The sequence below is a fragment of the Hylemonella gracilis str. Niagara R genome (genome assembly GCF_000600295.1).
GTDB lineage: Bacteria > Pseudomonadota > Gammaproteobacteria > Burkholderiales > Burkholderiaceae_C > Hylemonella > Hylemonella gracilis_A.
Map to the genome: position 1 here is coordinate 3,695,071 of NZ_JEMG01000001.1, position 19,007 is coordinate 3,714,077.

Genomic DNA, 19,007 nt, shown 5'->3' on the forward strand with positions numbered 1-19,007 from the left:
TGCTCAGGCGGCGGCCAGCTTCTTGAGCGTGGTCAGCAAGGCGTCGGGGATCTTCACGCCCAGCTCGCGCGCGCGCTCAGCCTTGCGTTCGCGCTGGTCACCCGGCACGCGCACGCCCTCTTCCGCGCACATGGCGGCGACGAGGGCCTCGATGCGCTCCGCGTAAGCCACCGTGCCGGCCATGCCACCGGGGTCGAAGACCAGGAAGAGCTGACCCATGCGCAGACGGTTGCCCTCGGGCTCGAAAAAAGTGTCCATCTCGGCGCCGAAGCGCGAGCCGGTGAGCGTGACCACCAGCAGTTCGATCATCAGCGCAATCAGGGCGCCCTTGATGCCGCCGTTGGCCGAGCCAAAAGGCAGCATGGAGCCACGCAGTCCGGCCTGGGCGTCGGTGGTGGGCTGGCCGTGCTCGTCCAGCGCCCAGCCCAGGGGGATGGGCTCGCCCTTCTGCGCGGCCACCATCAGCTTGCCGCGCGCCACTTCGGACATCGCGAAGTCCAGGACCAGTGGCGGCTGGGCGCGCCCCTGCCGGTCCAGGCGCGGGAACACGGCGGCCAGCGGGTTGGTGCCCATCAGCGGGCGTTTGCCGCCAACCACGGGCATGGCCGCAGGTGAATTGCTCATCGCGATGCCGATCAGGCCAGCGCGCGCCACCGGCTCCAGGTGCCAGGCCGCCGCGCCGAAGTGGTAGCTGTTGCAAATGCCAGCCAAGGCCAGCCCCTGGCTGCGGGCGCGGTCCATGGCCTGCTGCACAGCCAGTTCGCAGGCGGGGAAGGACAGACCGTCGGCCGCATCCACCAGCACCGTGGCCGGCTTGGAGGCCAGCACCCGGGGTTCGGCCTGGCCGTCAACCCGGCCGCTGCGCAGGTGGGACGCATAAAAGGGAACACGCGAGACCCCGTGCGTGGCCAGGCCCAGGGCGTCGGCGGCGACGAGGGCGCGGGCGGTGGAGCGGGCTTGGTGGGCGTTGGCGCCGGCGGCGCGCAGGGCTGATTCAGCCAGGGATTCGAGTTCGGTGAGAGAGATCACACCGCATCTTAACCAGGCAAGCATCATCCACGCGGATGAGCGGCCTCACACGAACGCCTTCATTCAAAACCACCCGCGCGTCGACCCGCCGCCGCTTCGGGCGCGGCCAGCATGTCGATGAGCAGGCGCGCGGCCTGGGGCTGCTCGGACCGCGCGGTGATGGCGGCGGTATAGATGGTCGCCAGCTCAAAGCCCTTGGGCAGTACCCCCGCGCACAGCACGCCGGGCGTGGTGAGGATTTCGGTCATGTGGGTGCAGACCAGCACGCCGCGGGCCTCGGCGTCTTGCGCCTCGCTCAGGGTCTGCAGCGCGGTACTGCCGTTGTTGAAGAAATGCAGCTTGGGGGCCAGCTCGGGCATCAGCCCCAGGCGCTGAAAGACCTGCATCAGGTGGGTGCCGGCGCGGGTCTTGGCCGGATCGGCGAAGTAGATGGCGCGCGCGGCCAGCAGCGCGTCCTTGAAGGCCTCGGTGGTTTCCAGGCAAGGCACCGGTTCGCCGGCCTTCACCGCGACGCCGGTGCGCACCAGCCCGAGCGAGCGCGCGCTGCCCGGCATGACCCGGCCGGCGACGACCAGTTCCTCGATCAGGGCCTGGCTCAGTATGAGCACATCGCAGGCTTCGCCCGCGAGCAGGCGGTCACGCATCAGGCCCACGGCGCCGAAGCGCGCCTCGATCACACGGCCGGTCTGCTTATGAAAGTCCTCGCGCAGCTTCGCAATCAACCCCCTGGCCGCGCCGCCGCTCAGGACATGGAGTGCGCCCATTGCGGGCCTCCTTCTGGGCTTGTTTGTTGTCGGTTACAACCATGCTAGCCCCGGTGCGCGCACGCCTCCCCGGGGACTATCCCTGAAAGTCCGCCTAGGGAAAGCGCGGGCCAGCGTTTCCCCGGGTTAGACGCAGAGCGGTTCTTCCTCCATGGCCTCGATCTGTTCACGCAGTTGGCGGGCCTGGCCCTGCCAATAGTCCGTACTACCAAACCATGGAAAGTTGCGCGGGAAGGTCGGGTCGGCCCAGCGGCGCGCGAGCCAGGCGCTGTAGTGGATGAGGCGCAGGGTGCGCAAGGGTTCGATCAGGGCCAATTCGCGCCGATCGAATTCGCGCATCTGCTCGTAGCCATCGAGCAAGCAGGACAGCTGCCCGCTGCGCTGCGCACGATCGCCCGAAAGCAGCATCCAAAGGTCTTGCACGGCGGGCCCCATGCAAGCGTCGTCGAGGTCCACGAAGTGCGGGCCAGGCGCGGTCGGCACGACGGCTGTGCCGGTTGCCAAGGAGGCCCGCGCGGACTGGGCTTCGGCGGTCTTGCCCGGCGCCGAACCAGCGTCCAGGGGGGTCCACAGCACATTGCCCGCATGGCAGTCGCCGTGGAGGCGGATCAGGTTGAGGCCGTGGATGACCTGGGTGTAGCGGGTCTCCACGCAGGCCAGGGCTTCCTCGCAGGCGCCCTGCCAGGCGGATTGCGCGTCCAACGGCACCATGCCGCTGGCCAGCAACCAGCGCAGGGGCTCAAAACCAAAACGCTGCGCGTCCAGAGCGGGCCGCTGCGCGAAAGGCCGGCGCGCGCCCACCGCGTGCAGGCGGGCTATGAAACGGCCGATCCACTCCAGCACCTCGGCGTCGTCCAGCTCGGGGGCACGCCCGCCGCGACGCGGGCTGACGGAAAAGAAAAATCGCAGGGGCTCGCCCGCCGCCGCGCCGGACGCAGCGCCATCGGGCAAGGGTGCTCCGAGGCAGGCGTGCAGGCTGCGACCTTGCAGCAGCAGGGGCGCGACCACCGGCACTTCCGCCTCCGCCAACTCGGCGGCAAACGCATGCTCCTCCAGGATCTGCGCCTCGCTCCAGCGCCCGGGCCGGTAGAACTTGGCGACCAGGCCGCCGCCATCGTCCAGGCCTGCCAGGTAGACGCGGTTTTCGTAGGAGCTGAGGGCCTGCAGGCGGCCATCGCAGGGCAGGCCCACGCCCAGCAGGGCGTCCAGGACCACGTCGGGGGTCAGGGCATCGTAGGGATGCGTGGAGGACTCGGGGGCGCGGGCGGCATCGGACATGAGGCGACGATTGTGCTTCATCCCCCCGCGCGGGACGACCTCGGGCTCAGGTCTCGAACCGGGGTCAGAGCCCAGCCCACGCACCGGTGCCGACCGAATCAGGGCATCGCTGGCAGTCCCGCAAGCCTGTGCGGCAACCCAAAGGCCGGAAAACGGGGTGAAACAACCTGCGCCTGACGGCACCAAGCCGGGTTTGTCAGGCTTTTTCTGACACGAGAAACCGATCTACGCCGATTCAAGTTCCCGAGGGCGGCCCCTAAAGTCCGCGCACGCAATCAGAAAACCGAGATTCCTCATTTTTTTGCGTCACAAGGAACCGCCATGCAAAGCAACCCGACCGCCCTCAACCCCTTCAGTCTGATGATGGAGCCCGAGGCCGTGATCCAGGCCATGGAACGCTCCACCGCGCTGCGCTCGCTGCGTCGGCACCAGCTTCGTCCCCTGGACAAGCCGCTGATCCCCTATTCCAGCACCCGCATCAACCCGATGCGCGAAGTGCTCGATGACGAACAACCCGTCGTGCGCCAAGTCCGCCCCGACGCGATGGGCCTGGGCCACTGACCAATACACCGCACCTCTGCGGAACACCGCGCGCCGCGTGGCGTGTCGGACCGCAGCCAGGCGCGGACTTCCGACCGTTTCTGTTTCTGGTCGGACCGACACGGGAAGTCGGCATTTGCGTTTATCCTTGGCGGGCCTTGTCGCACTGACTTGTCTTGCCCGCCATGTCGCACACTCCCGCCCGTCCCCCCGCCGAAGGTTATGCCGGTGATGTTTCGCCCGAGCAGGCCTGGGCCTGGGTGCAGGCCGGCGAAGCCGTGCTGATCGACGTGCGCAGCGACGCCGAGCGCGAGTGGGTGGGGTATGTGCCAGGCGCGATTGGCCTGGCCTGGAAACAATGGCCCGGCATGACCCTGAACCCCGCTTTCGACACTGGACTGCAGGCTGCTGCTTCCGCCGCGCCGGACAAGAAACTGGTGTTGCTGTGCCGTAGCGGTGTGCGCTCCATCGCCGCAGCGCGACGCGCCACCGAGCTGGGCCTGAGCGCCTACAACATCCTGGAAGGCTTCGAGGGCGACGCCGACGCCCAGGGCCACCGGGGCCGCCTGGGCGGCTGGCGCTACCGGGGACTGCCCTGGAAGCAGTACTGAGCCCTGGCATACCGGCACCGCCATGTCCTTTCTCGCCATTGACGTAGGCAACACCCGGCTCAAATGGGCCTTGTTCGAGTCCTCACGACCCGGCGCGCGCGCCCTGGCCCAGGGTGCTGAATTCCTGGACCACATCGACAAGCTGGCCGAAACCGCCTGGAGCCGACTGCCCGCACCCCAGGCCATGCTGGGCTGCGTGGTCGCCAGCGACGCCGTCAAGCACCGTGTCGAGGCCCAGATGGAAGAGCTGTGGGACGTGTCCCCGCAGTGGGTGATCGCCAGCGCGCAGGAAGCTGGCTTGGTCAACGGTTACGACCACCCGGCGCGCCTCGGCCCAGACCGTTGGGTGGCGCTGATCGGCGCCTGGCACCGCATGCGGGCCCTGCCCGGTGCCTCGGAACAGCCGCGACCGATCGTGCTGTCCATGGTGGGCACGGCCGTGACGGTGGAAGCCATCGACGCCAGCGGCAAGTTCCTGGGGGGTTACATCCTGCCCGGCCACGGCATCATGCTGCGCGCCTTGGAGTCCGGTACAGCCGGCCTGCATGTTCCCACCGGCGAGGTGCGCCCCTTCCCCACCAACACCAGCGACGCGCTGACCAGCGGGGGCACCTTCGCCATTGCAGGCGCGATGGACCGCATGGTGCAGCATGTGCGCGCCCACTGCGGCGTGGACCCCTGGTGCGTGATGACGGGTGGTGCGGGCTGGAAGATGGCACCCAGCCTGGCCTCGCGCTTCGAGCTGATCGACAGCCTGATCTTCGACGGCCTGCTGCAAATCGCGACCTACCGCGGCCTGGGCCAGAAGACGGCGGCCGACGCGCCGCTGATCCAGCAGCGCTTCGCGCTCTGAGGCGCTGGCAGGTTGATCTTCGGTGCCCGCGCCGCGTGATCGGGGCGGACGGCTCCCGTCTCCAGAAGTTTTTCAGGTCTTCTTCAGAAATTCCTCGACCAGGCGCACCCAAAAGGTCGCGCCCAGCGGGATCAGCTCGTCGTTGAAGTCGTAGCTCGGGTTGTGCAGGGTGCAAGGCCCTTCGCCATGCCCGTGCCCGCGGTGCGCGCCCTCGCCGTTGCCGATGAAGGCGTAGGCCCCGGGCTTGGCCTGCAGCATGTAGGCGAAGTCTTCCGCGCCCATGGTCGGCTCCTGCCGCAGCACCTGGGTTTCGCCCACGACGCTGGCCATCACGCGCCGGGCGAAGGCCACCTCCGCCTCGCTGTTGATGGTGGCGGGGTAATTGCGCACGAACTCGAAATCACAGCTGGCGCCATAGGCTGCGCAGGTATGGTCCGCGCAGATCTTCATGCGCGCCTCGATCAAGTCCAGCACCTCGGGCTGGAAAGTGCGCACCGTGCCTTGCAGCTCGCAGCTGTCGGCGATCACGTTGCTGGCGTGACCGGCGTGGATCATGGTCACGGAAATCACGCCCGCCTCGATGGGCTTGACGTTGCGACTGATGATGGTCTGGAAGGCCTGCACCAGCTGCGCGGCCACGACCACCGGATCCACCGTGTTGTAGGCCATGGCCGCATGGCCGCCCTTGCCCTTGACCACGATCTTGAATTCATTGGTGGAGGCCATGACCGGGCCTGGACTGAGCGCGAAGCTGCCCACGGGCAGGCCCGGCCAGTTGTGCATGCCGTACACAGCGTCCACCGGGAACTGCTCGAACAGGCCGTCGCGGATCATGCGGTCGGCGCCACCGCCTCCCTCTTCCGCGGGCTGGAAGATCAGGTGGACCGTGCCATCAAAGTTGCGGTTCCGGGCCAGGTGCTGGGCCGCCGCGAGCAACATGGCCGTGTGGCCATCATGGCCGCAGGCGTGCATCTTGCCCACGTGCCGGCTGGCGTGCGCGAAGGTGTTGATCTCCTGCACGGGCAGGGCGTCCATGTCGGCGCGCAGGCCGATGGCCTTGGTTGAATTGCCATTGCGCACGGTACCCACAACGCCCGTTCCGCCCAGGCCGCGGTGCACGGGAATGCCCCATTCGGTGAGCTTGGCCGCCACCAGGTCCGAGGTGCGGAACTCCTCGTAGCTCAGCTCGGGATGGGCATGGATGTCACGCCGGATGCCGGCGATGCCGGCCGCCTGGACGGCGATGGAGTCGATGAGTTTCATGGTGATGGTGATCTGGGCCTCTGAGTCCGAGTCTAGTTCAGCCCCGGAAGGCTGTCACCACGCCCTCGCGCACGCTCGGGGATTGCCCGAGGTCGAATGGCGGTGCTGAGCGGGCGTATCCGTGAAAATCACGCCCATGAACGACACGGATATCACCGCGCTCACCACCCGCGTGCTCTGGACGGTGCTGGCCCTGGGTTTGGTCTTCGGCGTCATCGCGCGCCGCACCCGTTTCTGCACCTTGGGTGCCATTTCAGACGTTGTGGCCATGGACGATTGGCAACGCGCCCGGATGTGGGCGCTGGCCGTCGCGACCGCGATGCTGGGCTTCAACATCATGGTGGCGCTGGGCTGGGTCGAGGCGCGCAATTCCCTTTACGCCGGCCCCCGCTTACTCTGGCTGTCGGCCCTGGTGGGCGGCGCGTTGTTTGGCTTCGGCATGAGCCTGGCCTCGGGTTGCGGCAGTCGCAACCTGGTGCGTCTGGGCGGCGGCAACCTGAAGTCCCTGATCGTGCTGCTGGTGTTGGCCGTCAGCGCATCGGCCACCCTGCGCGGACTGACGGGGGTGCTGCGCGTGGAGACGGTGGAACGCGTGGGCATCGACTTGCCGGCCGGCCAGGACCTGCCTACACTGCTGGCCGCGACGACCGGCCTGCCGGTGACGACGCTGGCGGCGCTGATTGGTGGTCTGCTGGCCTTTGCCCTGCTGGTCTGGGTGCTGCGCCAGCCGGAGGGACGCCGGGGTGAGACCTGGCTCGGCGGCCTGGGCATAGGGGCAGTGATCGTCGCGGTGTGGTGGGTGTCTGGGCGGTTGGGTTATGTGCCCGAAGATCCGAACACGCTGGAACCTGCATTTCTGGCGACCAGCTCCCGTCGCATGGAGTCGCTCTCGATGGTGGCGCCCGTGGCCTATGCCTTTGAATGGCTGCAGTTCTTCAGCGACAAGTCCCGCGTGCTCACCTTGGGCATCGTGGCGATGTTCGGCGTGGCGGCCGGCGCACTGGTCCACGCGCTGGCCACGCGCGAATTTAGATGGGAAGGTTTTGCCAACGTCGAGGACCTGGGCCAACATTTGGTCGGCGGCGCGCTGATGGGCGTCGGCGGCGTGGTCGCGCTGGGCTGCACCGTGGGACAGGGCATCAGCGGCGTGTCCACCCTGTCCTTGGGCAGCTTCCTCGCCGTCGGCGGCATCATCGCGGGCACCTTGCTGGGACTGCGCTGGCAGCGCTGGCGCATCGAACGGGCGGCTTGAACGCCCACCAGCCCAGGCTCAGCCCGGGCCCGACGGCCCCTGCTCACCCAGGTAGGGTTGAATGTCGACCGCGTCGATCTGCGCCGGGTCCATGTAGCGACGCGCGTAAGCCATGTAGACGCCGGAGGTCAGGAACAGGTCGAACAGCACGGGGTCGATGTGGCCCTTGCGCTTGAATTGGTGCAGGATTTCCACCGCCTTGGACAAGGACTTGGCCTTTTGGTAAGGGCGGTCCCGCGCGGTCAAGGCCTCGAAGATGTCGGCGATGGCCATGATGCGCGCCGGGATCGACAGCTGCGCCGCCTCCAGGCCGCGCGGGTAGCCCGTGCCCCTCAAGGTTTCGTGGTGCGTGCCTGCGTATTCGGGCACACGCTTGAGGTCGTCCGGCAGGGGCATGCTCTCCAGCATGCGGATGGTCTGGATGATGTGCTCGTTGATCTTGAAACGCTCCTCGGCGTTCAACGTTCCGTGCCTGATGCAGAGGTTGTAGAGCTCGCCCCGGTTGTAGAGGTAAGGCGGCGGCTTCAGCTTGAAATCCCCGCCCTCCTCGATGCGCTGGCGTTCGATCAGGTGGTAAGGCTGATCGGCCAGCAGCGGTTCACGCGTTGGCAGGTCGGCGCGTGGTGTTTTCTCGTGCAGTCGCAACTCCTCGTGCGAGAGCCCGAGCCGGTCATCGAAGTGGCGCAGCCAGGTCTCCTGGGCGATCTCGCGCAGGCGGACCACATGGGCCTCGTCCATGCTCTCGCCCCCCAGATTGCATTCGGCGACGAAGGCGAAGTCGTCCAGCAGCTGCGCCTTGCGGCGCTCGAACTCGCCGCGCGCCTGCGCCGCGGAGCCACCGGCGAGCACGGTCTCCAGCTCTTGCACCTTGGCGTCGCGCAACAGAACTTCGAAACGCGTGCGGATCTCATGGATGCGGTTGACGATGGTCTCCAGCTTGGTGGCCTTGTCCACCACGTACTCCGGCGTTGTGACCTTGCCGCAGTCGTGCAACCAGGCACCGATGCGGAACTCCCGCCATTCCTGCTCGCCCTTGAAGCTGAAATCGGCCAAGGGACCTTCTTGCACCCGCTCGGCCTCCTCGGCCAGCATGAAGGCCAGTTCCGGCACGCGGGCGCAATGTCCGCCGGTGTAAGGACTCTTGGTGTCGATGGCGCCGGCGAGCATTTGGATCATCGAATCCGTCAGGTTCTTCTGGGCGTCCACCAGCTCGTGGTTCTCCAGCGCCACCGCGGTCTGGGCGGCCAGGGCCTCGGTGAAACCGATGATCTCCGGGTCAAAGGGGCAAATCGCGCCGCTGCGCGAATCCTGGGCATTGATCATCAGGATGACGCCAATCACCTTGCCATCACGAGGTTTGAGCGGGACTCCAAGCACCGACAAGGGCGAGAGTCCCACCGATTCGGCCAGTCGTCGCAGCGGGTCCAGATCAAGGCCATTCGCTGTCGCCAAGCGCGCGTCGTTGACAACCACCGTTGCGCCAGTGCGGGCGACCCGCTGCGCCACACGATCTCCTCCCGCCGCGCCCTCGCCGACGCGTGGGGTGTCCAGGGGCAACTCAGCGCTGCCGGCCTCCAACCCCGCGTGCGTGCTGAAAGCGATGCGCAACGTGTTCTCGGGCGTGCGCATGAACAGGGAGACCGCCTCACAGTTGGCGATGTCACGCGCGCCCAGCAGGGCGCGCTGCATCAGGGCTTGGCGGTCGGTGTCGCGGCCCAGCGCGATGCCGATTTCCACCAACTTGGCCAGCTTGGCCCTTGCCTCGCCCAGGGCCAGACCGGTGCGACGCACCTGATCGCCAAGCTGGATGTTCTGCGCCTCGAGCAGGCCGAGGGCGTCGCGCACCAGCAGTTGCGTCTGGACCCGAGCCAGCAGGATGGGTGGACTGACGGGCTTGGTGATGTAGTCCGCCGCGCCCAGGGCCAGTCCCTTGCTCTCGTCTTCCTCGCTGCGCATGCCCGTGAGGAAGATGATGGGAATCGCCTGGGTGCGCGCGTCGGATTTGAGGCGCTGGCAGACCTCGTAGCCGGACAGGCCGGGCATCACCACGTCCAGCAGGATCAGATCGGGCAGATCATCCCCCTGGGCCAGCAAGGCCAGCGCTTTCTCACCGCTGTTGGCCAGCTTGACCCGGTAATTGTCCTTGAGCAGTCCAGCCAGCAGGGCCAGGTTGTCCGCCGTGTCGTCCACCACGAGGATGGTCCTTTTTTGCCGGGGCTGGTCGGCATGCCTGACCAAGACAGCGCCCGTCGCGGGTCCACCCTCCATGGCTTTCAGTGCACTTGGTGTCATGTCACTTCCCCCTGGCTCAGGGTGACCTGATCGAGATGCCGCAGGGCTGCATCGAAGTCGCAAGCTTTCAGGGCGGTGTCCCAGGCCTGGAAATGCGCCCCGAGCGCGGCACTGAGCAGTCCGGCCTCCCGTTGGGCGAGATCGAGCGCCTCGGCATCCATTTCCGTCAGCAGGCGACGCAGTTGCGCCGCGACCGTGCGCCACCGGATCGGCTCCACCGGGCCCGGGTGCCGGGGCGTGACCGGGATTTCTGGGAGACGGGACCGCAAGCCGTCCATCAGCGGATGCAGCGCGGCTGACAGATCGGCCAGGTGCGCGCGCAGCACGGCAGGTGGCTGCCCCTCACGCACGGCCATTTCCAGGGCCTCCGCCGCCGCTTGCAGCCGCACTGCGCCCACATTGCCGGACACGCCCTTGGCGGTGTGCGTGATGCGGATCGCGGCCAGGGTGTCCTGCGTGTCCAGGGCCTGCGTGAGCGTGTCCACCAAATCTCGCTGGCTTTCCATGAACTTACGCAGCAGGGCGACGTAGCGATCCGGCTTGTGCATCACCCGGCGCAAGCCAGCCGCCACGTCCAGGCCTTCGATGTCCTCGGGCACTGCGATGGTCGTCTCCGGCATGGCCGACGTGGCAACGGTGGCCACCGTCGTGAGTGTGGTTTCACTGTCCCGCGCCTGCGCGTCGCTCGCCGAGGTCCGCGCCGGGATCCAGCGCAACAGGGCGCGCCACAGCTGCTCGGGTTCAATGGGCTTGGCGACGAAGTCCTGCATGCCCGCCGCCTGGCAGCGCTCCCGGTCGTGTTGCATGGCATTCGCGGTCATCGCGACGACGGGCAACTGCGCTGGCGACAGCGTCTTGCGCAACTCCTGAGTGGCGGTGACACCGTCCATCACCGGCATCTGCATGTCCATGAGCACCAAATCGTAGGGCGGCTGCGCCTGGGCGACTTTCTCGAGCGCGATCTGCCCGTTGTCAGCGATGTCCACTTCGAAGCCGACGCCGGTCAGCAACTCCTGCGCGACCTGCTGATTGATTTCGTTGTCTTCCACGACCAACAGGCGCGCACCCCGCAGGGGCGCCAAGCTGGCTTCAAGCGCGCTCGGCTGAGCTTCGGGGACCGGCACAGCTTGCCACCTCGGGTCCTCGCCTTCGAGCAGGCGCACGGTGGTGTCGAAGAGCACCGAGGGATTGACGGGCTTGATGAGCACATCCACCACCCCCGCGTCCTGGATGTGGTGCAGGACCTCTTCCCGTCCGTAGGCAGTGACCATGGCGATCTTGGGAATGTCTTCCTGTTCCATGGCGCGTATGCGCCGCGCGGTTTCCGCGCCATCCATGCCTGGCATCTTCCAGTCCAGCAGCACCAGCAGAAAGGCATCGGAGCGCCCGCTGCGTTCGCGGATGGCGTCGATGGCCGCCATGCCGCTGTTCACGGTCTTCACCGAGAAACTCATGCTCTCCAACATTTCCTTGAGCACCAGGCAAGCCGCCTTGTTGTCATCCACCACCAGAACGGCACGCCCACGCAGGTCACCACGCGGTCGCAGTTCACGCGCCACGCCCTGCCCGATACCCAGCCGTGCCGTGAACCAAAACGTGCTGCCCTGCCCCAAGCGACTGTTCACACCCACCGAGCCTCCCATGAGTTCGGCCAGTTCTCGCGAAATCGACAGCCCCAGTCCGGTGCCCCCGTATTCGCGCGTGGTTGAGTTGTCCGCCTGCTGGAAACTCTGGAACAGCCGTTGCTGCTGCTCCGCGCTGAGGCCGATGCCGGTGTCATGCACCGCGCAATAGAGCAGCAGATCCCGGTCCGTGCGCTCGCGCACGCGCATCTGCACGGTAACTTCACCCTGCTCGGTGAACTTGATGGCGTTGTTGGCGTAGTTGATGAGGATTTGACCCAGGCGCAAAGAATCGCCCACAAGGCGCTGTGGCACGTCAGGCGCTATGTCGAAGATCAACTCCAGCCCTTTGGCATGGGCCTTCTCGGCGATCAGATTGGCCACGTTGCTCAGTGCTTTTTCCAGCTGGAATTCCGTGCGCTCGATCACAAGCTTGCCCGCTTCGATCTTCGACAGGTCCAGGATGTCGTTGATCACCGCCAGCAGGTGTTGCCCCGCCTGCTGAATTTTGTGCAGGTAGTCGTGCTGACGCTGGCTGAGTTCGGTCTTGAGCATCAGGTGACTCAAACCGATGATGGCGTTCATGGGCGTGCGGATTTCATGCGACATATTGGCAAGGAAATCGCTCTTGGCTCGCGCCGCTTCCTGGGCGCGGTCCCGCGCGACGCGCAGCTCGGCTTCCAGGCGCTTGCGCTCGGTGATGTCGGCCACCACCCAGACGCTGCCGCGCGAGAGGTCGTTCGGGTCGATCGCCCGACCGCGCAACATCGCCTCGAAACGGCTGCCATCGCGACGGCACAGGGTCAGCTCGTTGCGGCCGTGCCAACCCTGGACCGATTGTTCACCAATGACTTGCGCCAGCTTGCGGCGATCCTCCTCCTGGGCGCACCACTCGTCGACGGAGCGCCCCCGCATACCGCCATGGCCCACGCCGAACATTCGGTCAAAGCCCGCACTGCACTGGACCACGGTCTGTTCCCTCAGCAACACGATGCCGATCTCCGCCGCATCGAAGATGGCTTTCTGCTCCTCCTTGGCGTTCTTCATTTCGCGTTCCGCCACCAGGCGGGCCTGCGTGGCTTCACGCAACGATCCGAGCGCGCCGATGACCTGCCCAATTTCGTCGCGCCAGCGCGCGGGGGGCAGGCGCACATCGTCATCGCCCCGGGCGATCTGCTCCAGGGCGCGGGTCACCTGGACGAGGGGGTGGGAAAGCCGGATGCGCATCAAGACGTACAGACCCAGCACCAGCAGGATGGCGGTCGCCGCCAGCACCGCGGTCAGCAGCAATTCCCTTCGATTTCGGGCGTCCAGCGCGTCCAGGCGGGCCTGGACGGCACGGCTGGCGATTCTGCCCAGATCAGCGATGACAGCCACACCAGGCCCATATTCTGTCGCCAGACTGGCCGTGCTCGTGCCGTAGTTGCCGCTGCTTCGACCGATCGTTTCGAGCCTGCGAAGCAGGGCCAAGCCCTCCTGCATGAAAAGTTCGTCCACCGCCTGCAGGGTCGCCTGGAACGGAGCCAGGTCACCGCCCTGCTCATCCACCAGGCGATCGCGCAGCAGTCCCAATTGACGCCGCAGGGACTCGATCGCGCCGCCCAGGTATTGAATGCGCGCCAGTTCCGCGGGCCGCAGAGGGCGGCGCGCTGTGAATGCAGCGGTGAACATCGCTTCCATCTGCCCTGCGTAGTCGTGCAAGGCATGGGCCAGCCGCGCGATGGCAGTCCATTGGAACAGCATCGGGTCAGACACGCTGACCAGCATCTCCATCTCGGCGATGCCCGGCTCCAGATTGTCCGGAACATCGATCACGCTGCTCACCGCGCGCCATACCTCGGCGTCGGTGCGCGCGCTGCGGGGCAGGGCAAGTTGAATGTCGACGTTTTCCCGCGCCTGTGCCAGCATGCCGCGGGTGTTGCGCAGGGACTGGGTGAGCCTGGCCGTCTCGTCCTCGTGGATGACACGCACCTCGGTCAGCGCAGCCTGCGCGGCCAGCAAGGCGACGTCGGTCTTGGCGCGCGCGCGCTGCAAGGCCTCAATACCAGGAGCGGCAACGCCGCGGTCGCTGCCCAGCATGCCATTGCCGGGAGCGCGCTCCTGCGCGATGCTTGTGGCCGTTGCCAGCGCCAGGTCCATGAGGCGCGCGGCCTCGCGGGCCTTGAGCAACTGCTCATGCTGGCGCCATTGCGGGATCACGGCGCGCCCGACCAGTATGGCGCTGGCGGCGATCACCAAACCCATGCTCAAGCTGACAAGTACCGATACACGCATGGAATGTCCCCATGACGGTTCGGAGTGCATGCGCCAGATTCTGGCCGCACCGCTCCCAATCAATGCTGGGTGATCGATGCGCAGGCTCCGGCCTGTCAGTTCTTTTGCGCGCCTGCCGCCCCTCCAGCATTGCCCCAGTGTCGATTGAAGCGAATATGGCCCATCGAATCAAGGCGCGCGCAAATCACAAACCGTGAATTTGTTCCGAAAACAAAAAAGGCCACGGCATTTGCCGTGGCCTTTTTCGAATGACTTGGTTGCGCGAGGAGGATTTGAACCTCCGACCTTTGGGTTATGAGCCCAACGAGCTACCAGACTGCTCCATCGCGCGGTAGCCTTAGATTATAGCTTATTCCGACTTGGTTTCTTCGGCATCAGCGGGGCGATCGACCAATTCCACCAGGGCCATGGGGGCGTTGTCGCCCACGCGGAAGCCCATCTTCAGGATGCGCGTATAGCCGCCCGGGCGTGCCTTGAAGCGCGGGCCCAGTTCGTCGAACAGCTTGACCACGCTGTCGCGGCTGCGCAGGCGGTCGAAAGCCAGACGGCGATTGGCGACCGTGGCTTCCTTGGCCAGGGTGATCATGGGTTCGACGACGCGGCGCAGTTCCTTGGCCTTGGGGACCGTGGTCTTGATGACTTCGTGCTCGATGAGCGAGTTCATCATGTTGCGCAGCATGGCGAGGCGGTGCTCGCTCGTGCGGTTGAGTTTGCGGAGTCCGTGTCCGTGACGCATGGTGCTTTCCTTTCCTTATATAAAACGGGCAGCCGTGTCAGGTACTGCCCGGTGCACCCAGCCCCGTGGGGCCAGTTTCGGTACGCCTCCCGCCAAAAGTGACGAGGGGCGCCATTCTAAATCAACGCTTCTCGAGCGCGGCCGGCGGCCAGTTCTCGAGCTTCATGCCCAAGGTCAGACCGCGCGAAGCCAGCACTTCCTTGATTTCGTTGAGCGACTTGCGACCCAGGTTGGGGGTCTTGAGCAACTCGTTCTCGGAACGCTGGATCAGGTCGCCGATGTAGTAGATGTTCTCGGCCTTCAGGCAGTTGGCCGAACGCACCGTGAGCTCGAGTTCGTCGACCGGTCGCAGCAGGATGGGGTCGAACTGACCCGCGCTGCGCTGCGAGGGGGCGTCGAAGATCTTCTCGCTGCCATCGAGCTGGGCAAACACGGCCAGTTGCTCGACCAGGATCTTGGCCGAGGCGCGCACGGCGTCTTCCGCCGTGATCGTGCCGTTGGTCTCGATCTCGATGACCAGCTTGTCCAGGTCGGTGCGCTGCTCGACGCGGGCGCTTTCGACGGCGTAGCTCACGCGCTTGACCGGCGAGTAGGAAGCATCCAGCACGATACGGCCGATGGACTTGCTCTGCTCGTCGGCGTGGCGACGCATGGTGCCGGGCACATAACCACGGCCCTTCTCGACCTTGATCTGCATGTCGAGCTTGCCGCCGGCCGACAGCGTGGCGATGACATGCTCGGGATTGATGATCTCCACATCGTGCGGGGTCTGGATGTCGCCAGCGGTGACGGTGCCTTCGCCGTCCTTGCGCAGGGACAGCGTCACTTCGTCACGGTTGTGCAGCTTGAAGACCACGCCCTTGAGATTCAGCAGGATGTTGACCACATCCTCCTGCACGCCGTCGATGGACGAGTACTCGTGCAGCACACCGGCGATGGTGACTTCGGTGGCCGCGTAACCCGGCATCGACGACAGCAGAACGCGGCGCAGGGCATTGCCCAGCGTGTGGCCGTAGCCACGCTCGAAAGGCTCCAGCGCGACCTTGGCACGGTTCGGGCCAAGTTGCTCGACGTTGATGGTTTTGGGTTTCAGCAGACTGGTTTGCATGAAAACTTCCTGTCAATACCCCCGGCTCGTTACACCGGTAAGGCTGGTGAAGCACCCGCGAGGCCGAGGCCCGGCGGGAACGTTGCTCAATGCTCGGCTGATTAACGCGAATACAACTCAACGATCAGCGATTCGTTGATGTCGGACCCAAATTCATCACGATCGGGGGCCTTCTTGAAGGCGCCCTCGGCCTTGTCGACGTTCACTTCGACCCAGGCGGGGAAACCCACTTGCTGCGCGAGCTGCAGGGCTTCGACCACGCGGTTCTGCTTCTTGGACTTCTCACGCACGGCGATCACGTCACCGGCCTTGACCATGTAGGACGGGATGTTCACGGCTTGTCCGTTCACGGTGATGGCCTTGTGCGACACCAACTGACGCGCTTCGGCGCGGGTGGAGCCGAAGCCCATGCGATAGACCACGTTGTCCAGGCGCGATTCCAGCAGGCTCAGCAGGTTGGAGCCGGAATTGCCCTTGCCCTGGGAAGCTTGTTCGAAATAGCGGCGGAACTGACGCTCCAGCACGCCGTACATGCGCTTGACCTTCTGCTTCTCGCGCAGTTGCAGGCCGTAATCGGACGTGCGGGCGCCAGAAATGCGGCCATGCTGACCAGGCTTGGAGTCGAACTTGGCCTTGTCGCTGATGGAGCGGCGTGCGCTCTTCAGGAACAGGTCGGTGCCTTCGCGGCGGGAGAGTTTGGCCTTGGGGCCGAGGTAACGTGCCACTTGAGTGTCCTTTTCTTCAACTGCCGCAGCCTTGAGCTACGGGAGCCACCCGCGCGCGCTCAGGCACGCGGTGCGGGTGGCGGTGGGCTTGGTTAAGAAACGATGAACGGGATCGGCGAAACCTGAATCAGATGCGACGACGCTTCTGCGGGCGGCAGCCGTTGTGCGGCATGGGCGTCACGTCGGCGATCGTGTTGATTCGGATGCCCAAGGCGGCAAGCGCGCGCACCGAGGACTCACGACCGGGGCCGGGGCCCTTGATCTCAACGTCCAGGTTCTTGATGCCTTGTTCGATGGCCGCGCGACCAGCCACTTCGGACGCCACCTGCGCGGCGAACGGCGTGGACTTGCGGGAACCCTTGAAACCCTGACCACCGGAGGAAGCCCAGGACAAGGCATTGCCCTGGCGATCGGTGATCGTGATGATGGTGTTGTTGAAGGAGGCATGCACGTGGGCGATGCCATCAGCCACGTTCTTGCGAACCTTCTTGCGCACGCGCTGCGCGGCGGTATTGGCGGGAGCTTTAGCCATGGTGTACTTTCAGTGCCGGTTTATTTCTTCAGTGCAGCGGCGCCCTTGCGCGGACCCTTGCGGGTACGGGCGTTGGTGCGCGTGCGCTGACCGCGCATGGGCAGGCCACGGCGATGGCGCATGCCACGGTAGCAGCCGATGTCCATCAAACGCTTGATGTTCATCGTGGTCTCGCGGCGCAGGTCACCTTCGATCGTGAACTGGGCAATCTGGTCGCGGATTTTTTCCTGATCGGCGTCGGTCAGGTCCTTCACCTTCTTGGAGAAGGGGATGCCGCAAGCGACGCAAATCTTGCGGGCGCGGGTGCGACCGATGCCGAAGATGGCGGTCAGGCCAATCTCGGTATGCTGATGCGGCGGAATGTTGATGCCAGCGATACGTGCCATTTTCGTCCTCTTAAACTCTTGCGATCAGCCTTGGCGCTGCTTGTGGCGCGGATCCGTGCAGATCACGCGCACCACGCCATTGCGGCGGATGATTTTGCAGTTGCGGCAAATTTTCTTGACCGAAGCCGAAACTCTCATGATGCTCTCCTAAAACTACTGTGCCTGCGCCTTGCGAATCACGTCATTTGGCGCGGAACACGATCCGCGCGCGCGTCAAGTCGTAAGGCGTCAACTCGACCGTTACCTTGTCACCTGGAAGGATGCGGATGTAGTGCATCCGCATCTTTCCGGAGATATGTCCCAACACGATGTGGCCATTTTCCAGCTTGACGCGAAACGTCGCGTTCGGCAGGTTCTCGACCACCTCGCCCTGCATCTGAATTACATCGTCCTTCGCCATGTCGCATTCTCATGCACCCAGCGTGGGCTTGAAATTAGCTTTCTTCAACAGAGACTCGTACTGCTGGCTCATCAGATAGTTCTGAACCTGCGCCATGAAATCCATCGTGACCACGACCAGGATCAACAACGAGGTGCCACCGAAGTAGAACGGCACGTTGTATTCCAGGATCAGGAATTCGGGCAGCAGACAGACGAAGGTGATGTAGATCGCACCTGCCAGGGTCAAACGCAGCAGAATCTTGTCGATGTACTTGGCGGTCTGATCACCCGGACGGATGCCCGGAATGAAGGCACCGCCCTTTTTCAGGTTGTCCGCCGTCTCACGGCTGTTGAACACCAGCGCCGTGTAGAAGAAGCAGAAGAAGATGATCGCGGCGGCGTACAGCATCACATAGACCGGCTGGCCCGGAGCCAAGCTGGCCGCGATGTCCTTGAGCCAAGTCATCGAATCACCACTGCTGAACCAGCTCACCACGGTGGCGGGCAGCAGGATGATGCTGGACGCGAAGATGGGCGGAATCACGCCGGCCATGTTCAGCTTCAGCGGCAGGTGCGAGGACTGGCCACCGTAGACCTTGTTACCCACCTGACGACGTGCGTAGTTCACGAGGATCTTGCGTTGACCGCGCTCGACGAACACGACGAACCAGGTCACCAGGATCACCAGCGCCACGATGAAGAGCGACGCGATGATGCTCATCGCACCGGTGCGCACCAATTCCAGCAGGCCGCCAATGGCGCCGGGCAGACCGGCCGCGATGCCGCCGAAGATCAGGATAGAAATGCCGTTGCCCAGGCCACGCTCGGTGATCTGCTCACCCAGCCACATCAGGAACATCGTGCCAGCGGTCAGCGTCACCACCGCGGTGAAACGGAAAGCCATGCCAGGGTCAATCACCAGGCCAGGAGAGCTCTCCAGCGCGATCGCGATGCCCAGCGATTGGAACAGCGCCAAGCCCAGCGTCGCATAACGCGTGTACTGGGTGATCTTGCGACGACCGGCCTCGCCTTCCTTCTTGAGCTGCTCGAAGGTGGGCAGCACGTAGGTCAGCAGCTGCATGATGATGGACGCGGAGATGTAGGGCATGATGCCCAGCGCGAACACCGTGAAGCGAGACAGCGCGCCACCCGAGAACATGTTGAACAGGCTCAGGATGCCGCCCTGCTGCCCCTGGAACAGCTGAGCCAGCTGATCGGGATTGATGCCGGGCACCGGAATGTGCGCGCCAATGCGGTACACCACCAGAGCGAGCAGCAAGAAGACCAGCCGGCGACGCAGGTCGCCGAACTTGCCGGTCTTTGCCAACTGAGCCGCGTTCGTAGCCACTGTTGCTTACTTT

General features: G+C 65.2%; 18 protein-coding genes and 1 tRNA gene. 4 read left to right on the forward strand and 15 right to left on the reverse strand.

From position 1 onward, the window contains the following. Positions 1-3 precede the first annotated feature (3 nt). From AZ34_RS16855 to AZ34_RS16865, 3 genes are all read right to left on the reverse strand, one after another. On the reverse strand, positions 4-1,029 hold the full coding sequence (locus AZ34_RS16855) for an Ldh family oxidoreductase (protein ID WP_081767267.1): 1,026 nt from the start codon (positions 1,027-1,029) through the stop codon (positions 4-6). Positions 1,030-1,088: 59 nt separating this feature from the next. Beyond that, positions 1,089-1,793, reverse strand: coding sequence for a molybdate ABC transporter substrate-binding protein (locus AZ34_RS16860; RefSeq protein WP_035610251.1), 705 nt, complete (start codon positions 1,791-1,793; stop codon positions 1,089-1,091). A gap of 126 nt (positions 1,794-1,919) precedes the next feature. Then, a complete protein-coding gene (locus AZ34_RS16865; protein ID WP_035610255.1) occupies positions 1,920-3,071 on the reverse strand; it encodes a serine/threonine protein kinase in 1,152 nt (383 codons plus the stop codon). A gap of 321 nt (positions 3,072-3,392) precedes the next feature. Between AZ34_RS16865 and AZ34_RS16870 the strand changes: the two genes are divergently transcribed. From AZ34_RS16870 to AZ34_RS16880, 3 genes are all read left to right on the forward strand, one after another. Beyond that, positions 3,393-3,632, forward strand: coding sequence for a hypothetical protein (locus AZ34_RS16870; RefSeq protein ID WP_035610258.1), 240 nt, complete (start codon positions 3,393-3,395; stop codon positions 3,630-3,632). A 164-nt stretch (positions 3,633-3,796) separates the two neighbouring features. Next, complete coding sequence (locus AZ34_RS16875; RefSeq protein ID WP_035610260.1) at positions 3,797-4,222, forward strand: rhodanese-like domain-containing protein; 426 nt, start codon at positions 3,797-3,799, stop codon at positions 4,220-4,222. A 22-nt stretch (positions 4,223-4,244) separates the two neighbouring features. Further along, positions 4,245-5,075: a type III pantothenate kinase gene (locus AZ34_RS16880; protein ID WP_035610261.1), complete on the forward strand. Its 831-nt coding sequence runs from the start codon at positions 4,245-4,247 to the stop codon at positions 5,073-5,075. 72 nt (positions 5,076-5,147) lie between these two features. Here the strand turns inward: AZ34_RS16880 and AZ34_RS16885 are convergent, their stop codons facing one another. Next, positions 5,148-6,338 (reverse strand): M20 aminoacylase family protein, encoded by a 1,191-nt coding sequence (locus AZ34_RS16885; protein WP_035610264.1) that lies wholly within the window; start codon positions 6,336-6,338, stop codon positions 5,148-5,150. A gap of 136 nt (positions 6,339-6,474) precedes the next feature. On the opposite strand from AZ34_RS16885, the gene AZ34_RS16890 reads away from it, so the two are divergent. Then, positions 6,475-7,590 carry a YeeE/YedE family protein gene (locus AZ34_RS16890; RefSeq protein ID WP_035610266.1) on the forward strand — a complete coding sequence of 372 codons (1,116 nt, stop codon included), beginning with the start codon at positions 6,475-6,477 and terminating at the stop codon, positions 7,588-7,590. Between the two features lie 18 nt (positions 7,591-7,608). On the opposite strand, the gene AZ34_RS16895 is transcribed toward AZ34_RS16890, so the two are convergent. The 11 genes from AZ34_RS16895 to secY all read right to left on the reverse strand — a co-directional run bounded on the left by AZ34_RS16895 (position 7,609) and on the right by secY (position 18,994). Next, the gene (locus AZ34_RS16895; RefSeq protein WP_331280909.1) at positions 7,609-9,882 is read right to left on the reverse strand and encodes an HD domain-containing phosphohydrolase; all 2,274 of its coding nucleotides are present in this window, start codon (positions 9,880-9,882) and stop codon (positions 7,609-7,611) included. Beyond that, the gene (locus AZ34_RS16900; protein ID WP_051509986.1) at positions 9,879-13,748 is read right to left on the reverse strand and encodes a hybrid sensor histidine kinase/response regulator; all 3,870 of its coding nucleotides are present in this window, start codon (positions 13,746-13,748) and stop codon (positions 9,879-9,881) included. Before AZ34_RS16900 ends, AZ34_RS16895 begins: the two co-directional genes overlap by 4 nt. Before the next feature lie 284 nt (positions 13,749-14,032). Further along, positions 14,033-14,109, reverse strand: a tRNA-Met gene (locus AZ34_RS16905). A gap of 18 nt (positions 14,110-14,127) precedes the next feature. Further along, positions 14,128-14,514: a 50S ribosomal protein L17 gene (gene rplQ / locus AZ34_RS16910; protein WP_035610268.1), complete on the reverse strand. Its 387-nt coding sequence runs from the start codon at positions 14,512-14,514 to the stop codon at positions 14,128-14,130. Between the two features lie 121 nt (positions 14,515-14,635). Next, on the reverse strand, positions 14,636-15,622 hold the full coding sequence (locus AZ34_RS16915) for a DNA-directed RNA polymerase subunit alpha (RefSeq protein ID WP_035610270.1): 987 nt from the start codon (positions 15,620-15,622) through the stop codon (positions 14,636-14,638). Positions 15,623-15,723: 101 nt separating this feature from the next. Next, on the reverse strand, positions 15,724-16,347 hold the full coding sequence (rpsD, locus tag AZ34_RS16920; protein WP_035610271.1) for a 30S ribosomal protein S4: 624 nt from the start codon (positions 16,345-16,347) through the stop codon (positions 15,724-15,726). A 127-nt stretch (positions 16,348-16,474) separates the two neighbouring features. Then, the gene (gene rpsK, locus AZ34_RS16925; protein WP_035610272.1) at positions 16,475-16,879 is read right to left on the reverse strand and encodes a 30S ribosomal protein S11; all 405 of its coding nucleotides are present in this window, start codon (positions 16,877-16,879) and stop codon (positions 16,475-16,477) included. A gap of 20 nt (positions 16,880-16,899) precedes the next feature. After that, on the reverse strand, positions 16,900-17,265 hold the full coding sequence (rpsM, locus tag AZ34_RS16930) for a 30S ribosomal protein S13 (protein ID WP_006297865.1): 366 nt from the start codon (positions 17,263-17,265) through the stop codon (positions 16,900-16,902). Between the two features lie 24 nt (positions 17,266-17,289). Beyond that, a complete protein-coding gene (gene rpmJ, locus AZ34_RS16935; protein WP_006297867.1) occupies positions 17,290-17,403 on the reverse strand; it encodes a 50S ribosomal protein L36 in 114 nt (37 codons plus the stop codon). 43 nt (positions 17,404-17,446) lie between these two features. Then, positions 17,447-17,665, reverse strand: coding sequence for a translation initiation factor IF-1 (gene infA / locus AZ34_RS16940; RefSeq protein ID WP_006297869.1), 219 nt, complete (start codon positions 17,663-17,665; stop codon positions 17,447-17,449). A 9-nt stretch (positions 17,666-17,674) separates the two neighbouring features. After that, complete coding sequence (gene secY, locus AZ34_RS16945; protein ID WP_035610274.1) at positions 17,675-18,994, reverse strand: preprotein translocase subunit SecY; 1,320 nt, start codon at positions 18,992-18,994, stop codon at positions 17,675-17,677. Positions 18,995-19,007 lie beyond the last annotated feature (13 nt).

Coding starts and splice junctions, on each gene's coding strand:
- AZ34_RS16890 (WP_035610266.1), top strand. CDS start 6,475: ATGAACGACACGGATATCACCGCGCTCACCACCCGCGTGCTCTGGACG.
- AZ34_RS16860 (WP_035610251.1), bottom strand. CDS start 1,793: ATGGGCGCACTCCATGTCCTGAGCGGCGGCGCGGCCAGGGGGTTGATT.
- AZ34_RS16870 (WP_035610258.1), top strand. CDS start 3,393: ATGCAAAGCAACCCGACCGCCCTCAACCCCTTCAGTCTGATGATGGAG.
- AZ34_RS16875 (WP_035610260.1), top strand. CDS start 3,797: ATGTCGCACACTCCCGCCCGTCCCCCCGCCGAAGGTTATGCCGGTGAT.
- rpmJ (WP_006297867.1), bottom strand. CDS start 17,403: ATGAGAGTTTCGGCTTCGGTCAAGAAAATTTGCCGCAACTGCAAAATC.
- AZ34_RS16865 (WP_035610255.1), bottom strand. CDS start 3,071: ATGTCCGATGCCGCCCGCGCCCCCGAGTCCTCCACGCATCCCTACGAT.
- AZ34_RS16885 (WP_035610264.1), bottom strand. CDS start 6,338: ATGAAACTCATCGACTCCATCGCCGTCCAGGCGGCCGGCATCGCCGGC.
- rpsM (WP_006297865.1), bottom strand. CDS start 17,265: ATGGCACGTATCGCTGGCATCAACATTCCGCCGCATCAGCATACCGAG.
- AZ34_RS16895 (WP_331280909.1), bottom strand. CDS start 9,882: ATGACACCAAGTGCACTGAAAGCCATGGAGGGTGGACCCGCGACGGGC.
- infA (WP_006297869.1), bottom strand. CDS start 17,665: ATGGCGAAGGACGATGTAATTCAGATGCAGGGCGAGGTGGTCGAGAAC.
- AZ34_RS16915 (WP_035610270.1), bottom strand. CDS start 15,622: ATGCAAACCAGTCTGCTGAAACCCAAAACCATCAACGTCGAGCAACTT.
- AZ34_RS16880 (WP_035610261.1), top strand. CDS start 4,245: ATGTCCTTTCTCGCCATTGACGTAGGCAACACCCGGCTCAAATGGGCC.
- rpsK (WP_035610272.1), bottom strand. CDS start 16,879: ATGGCTAAAGCTCCCGCCAATACCGCCGCGCAGCGCGTGCGCAAGAAG.
- rplQ (WP_035610268.1), bottom strand. CDS start 14,514: ATGCGTCACGGACACGGACTCCGCAAACTCAACCGCACGAGCGAGCAC.
- AZ34_RS16900 (WP_051509986.1), bottom strand. CDS start 13,748: ATGGGTTTGGTGATCGCCGCCAGCGCCATACTGGTCGGGCGCGCCGTG.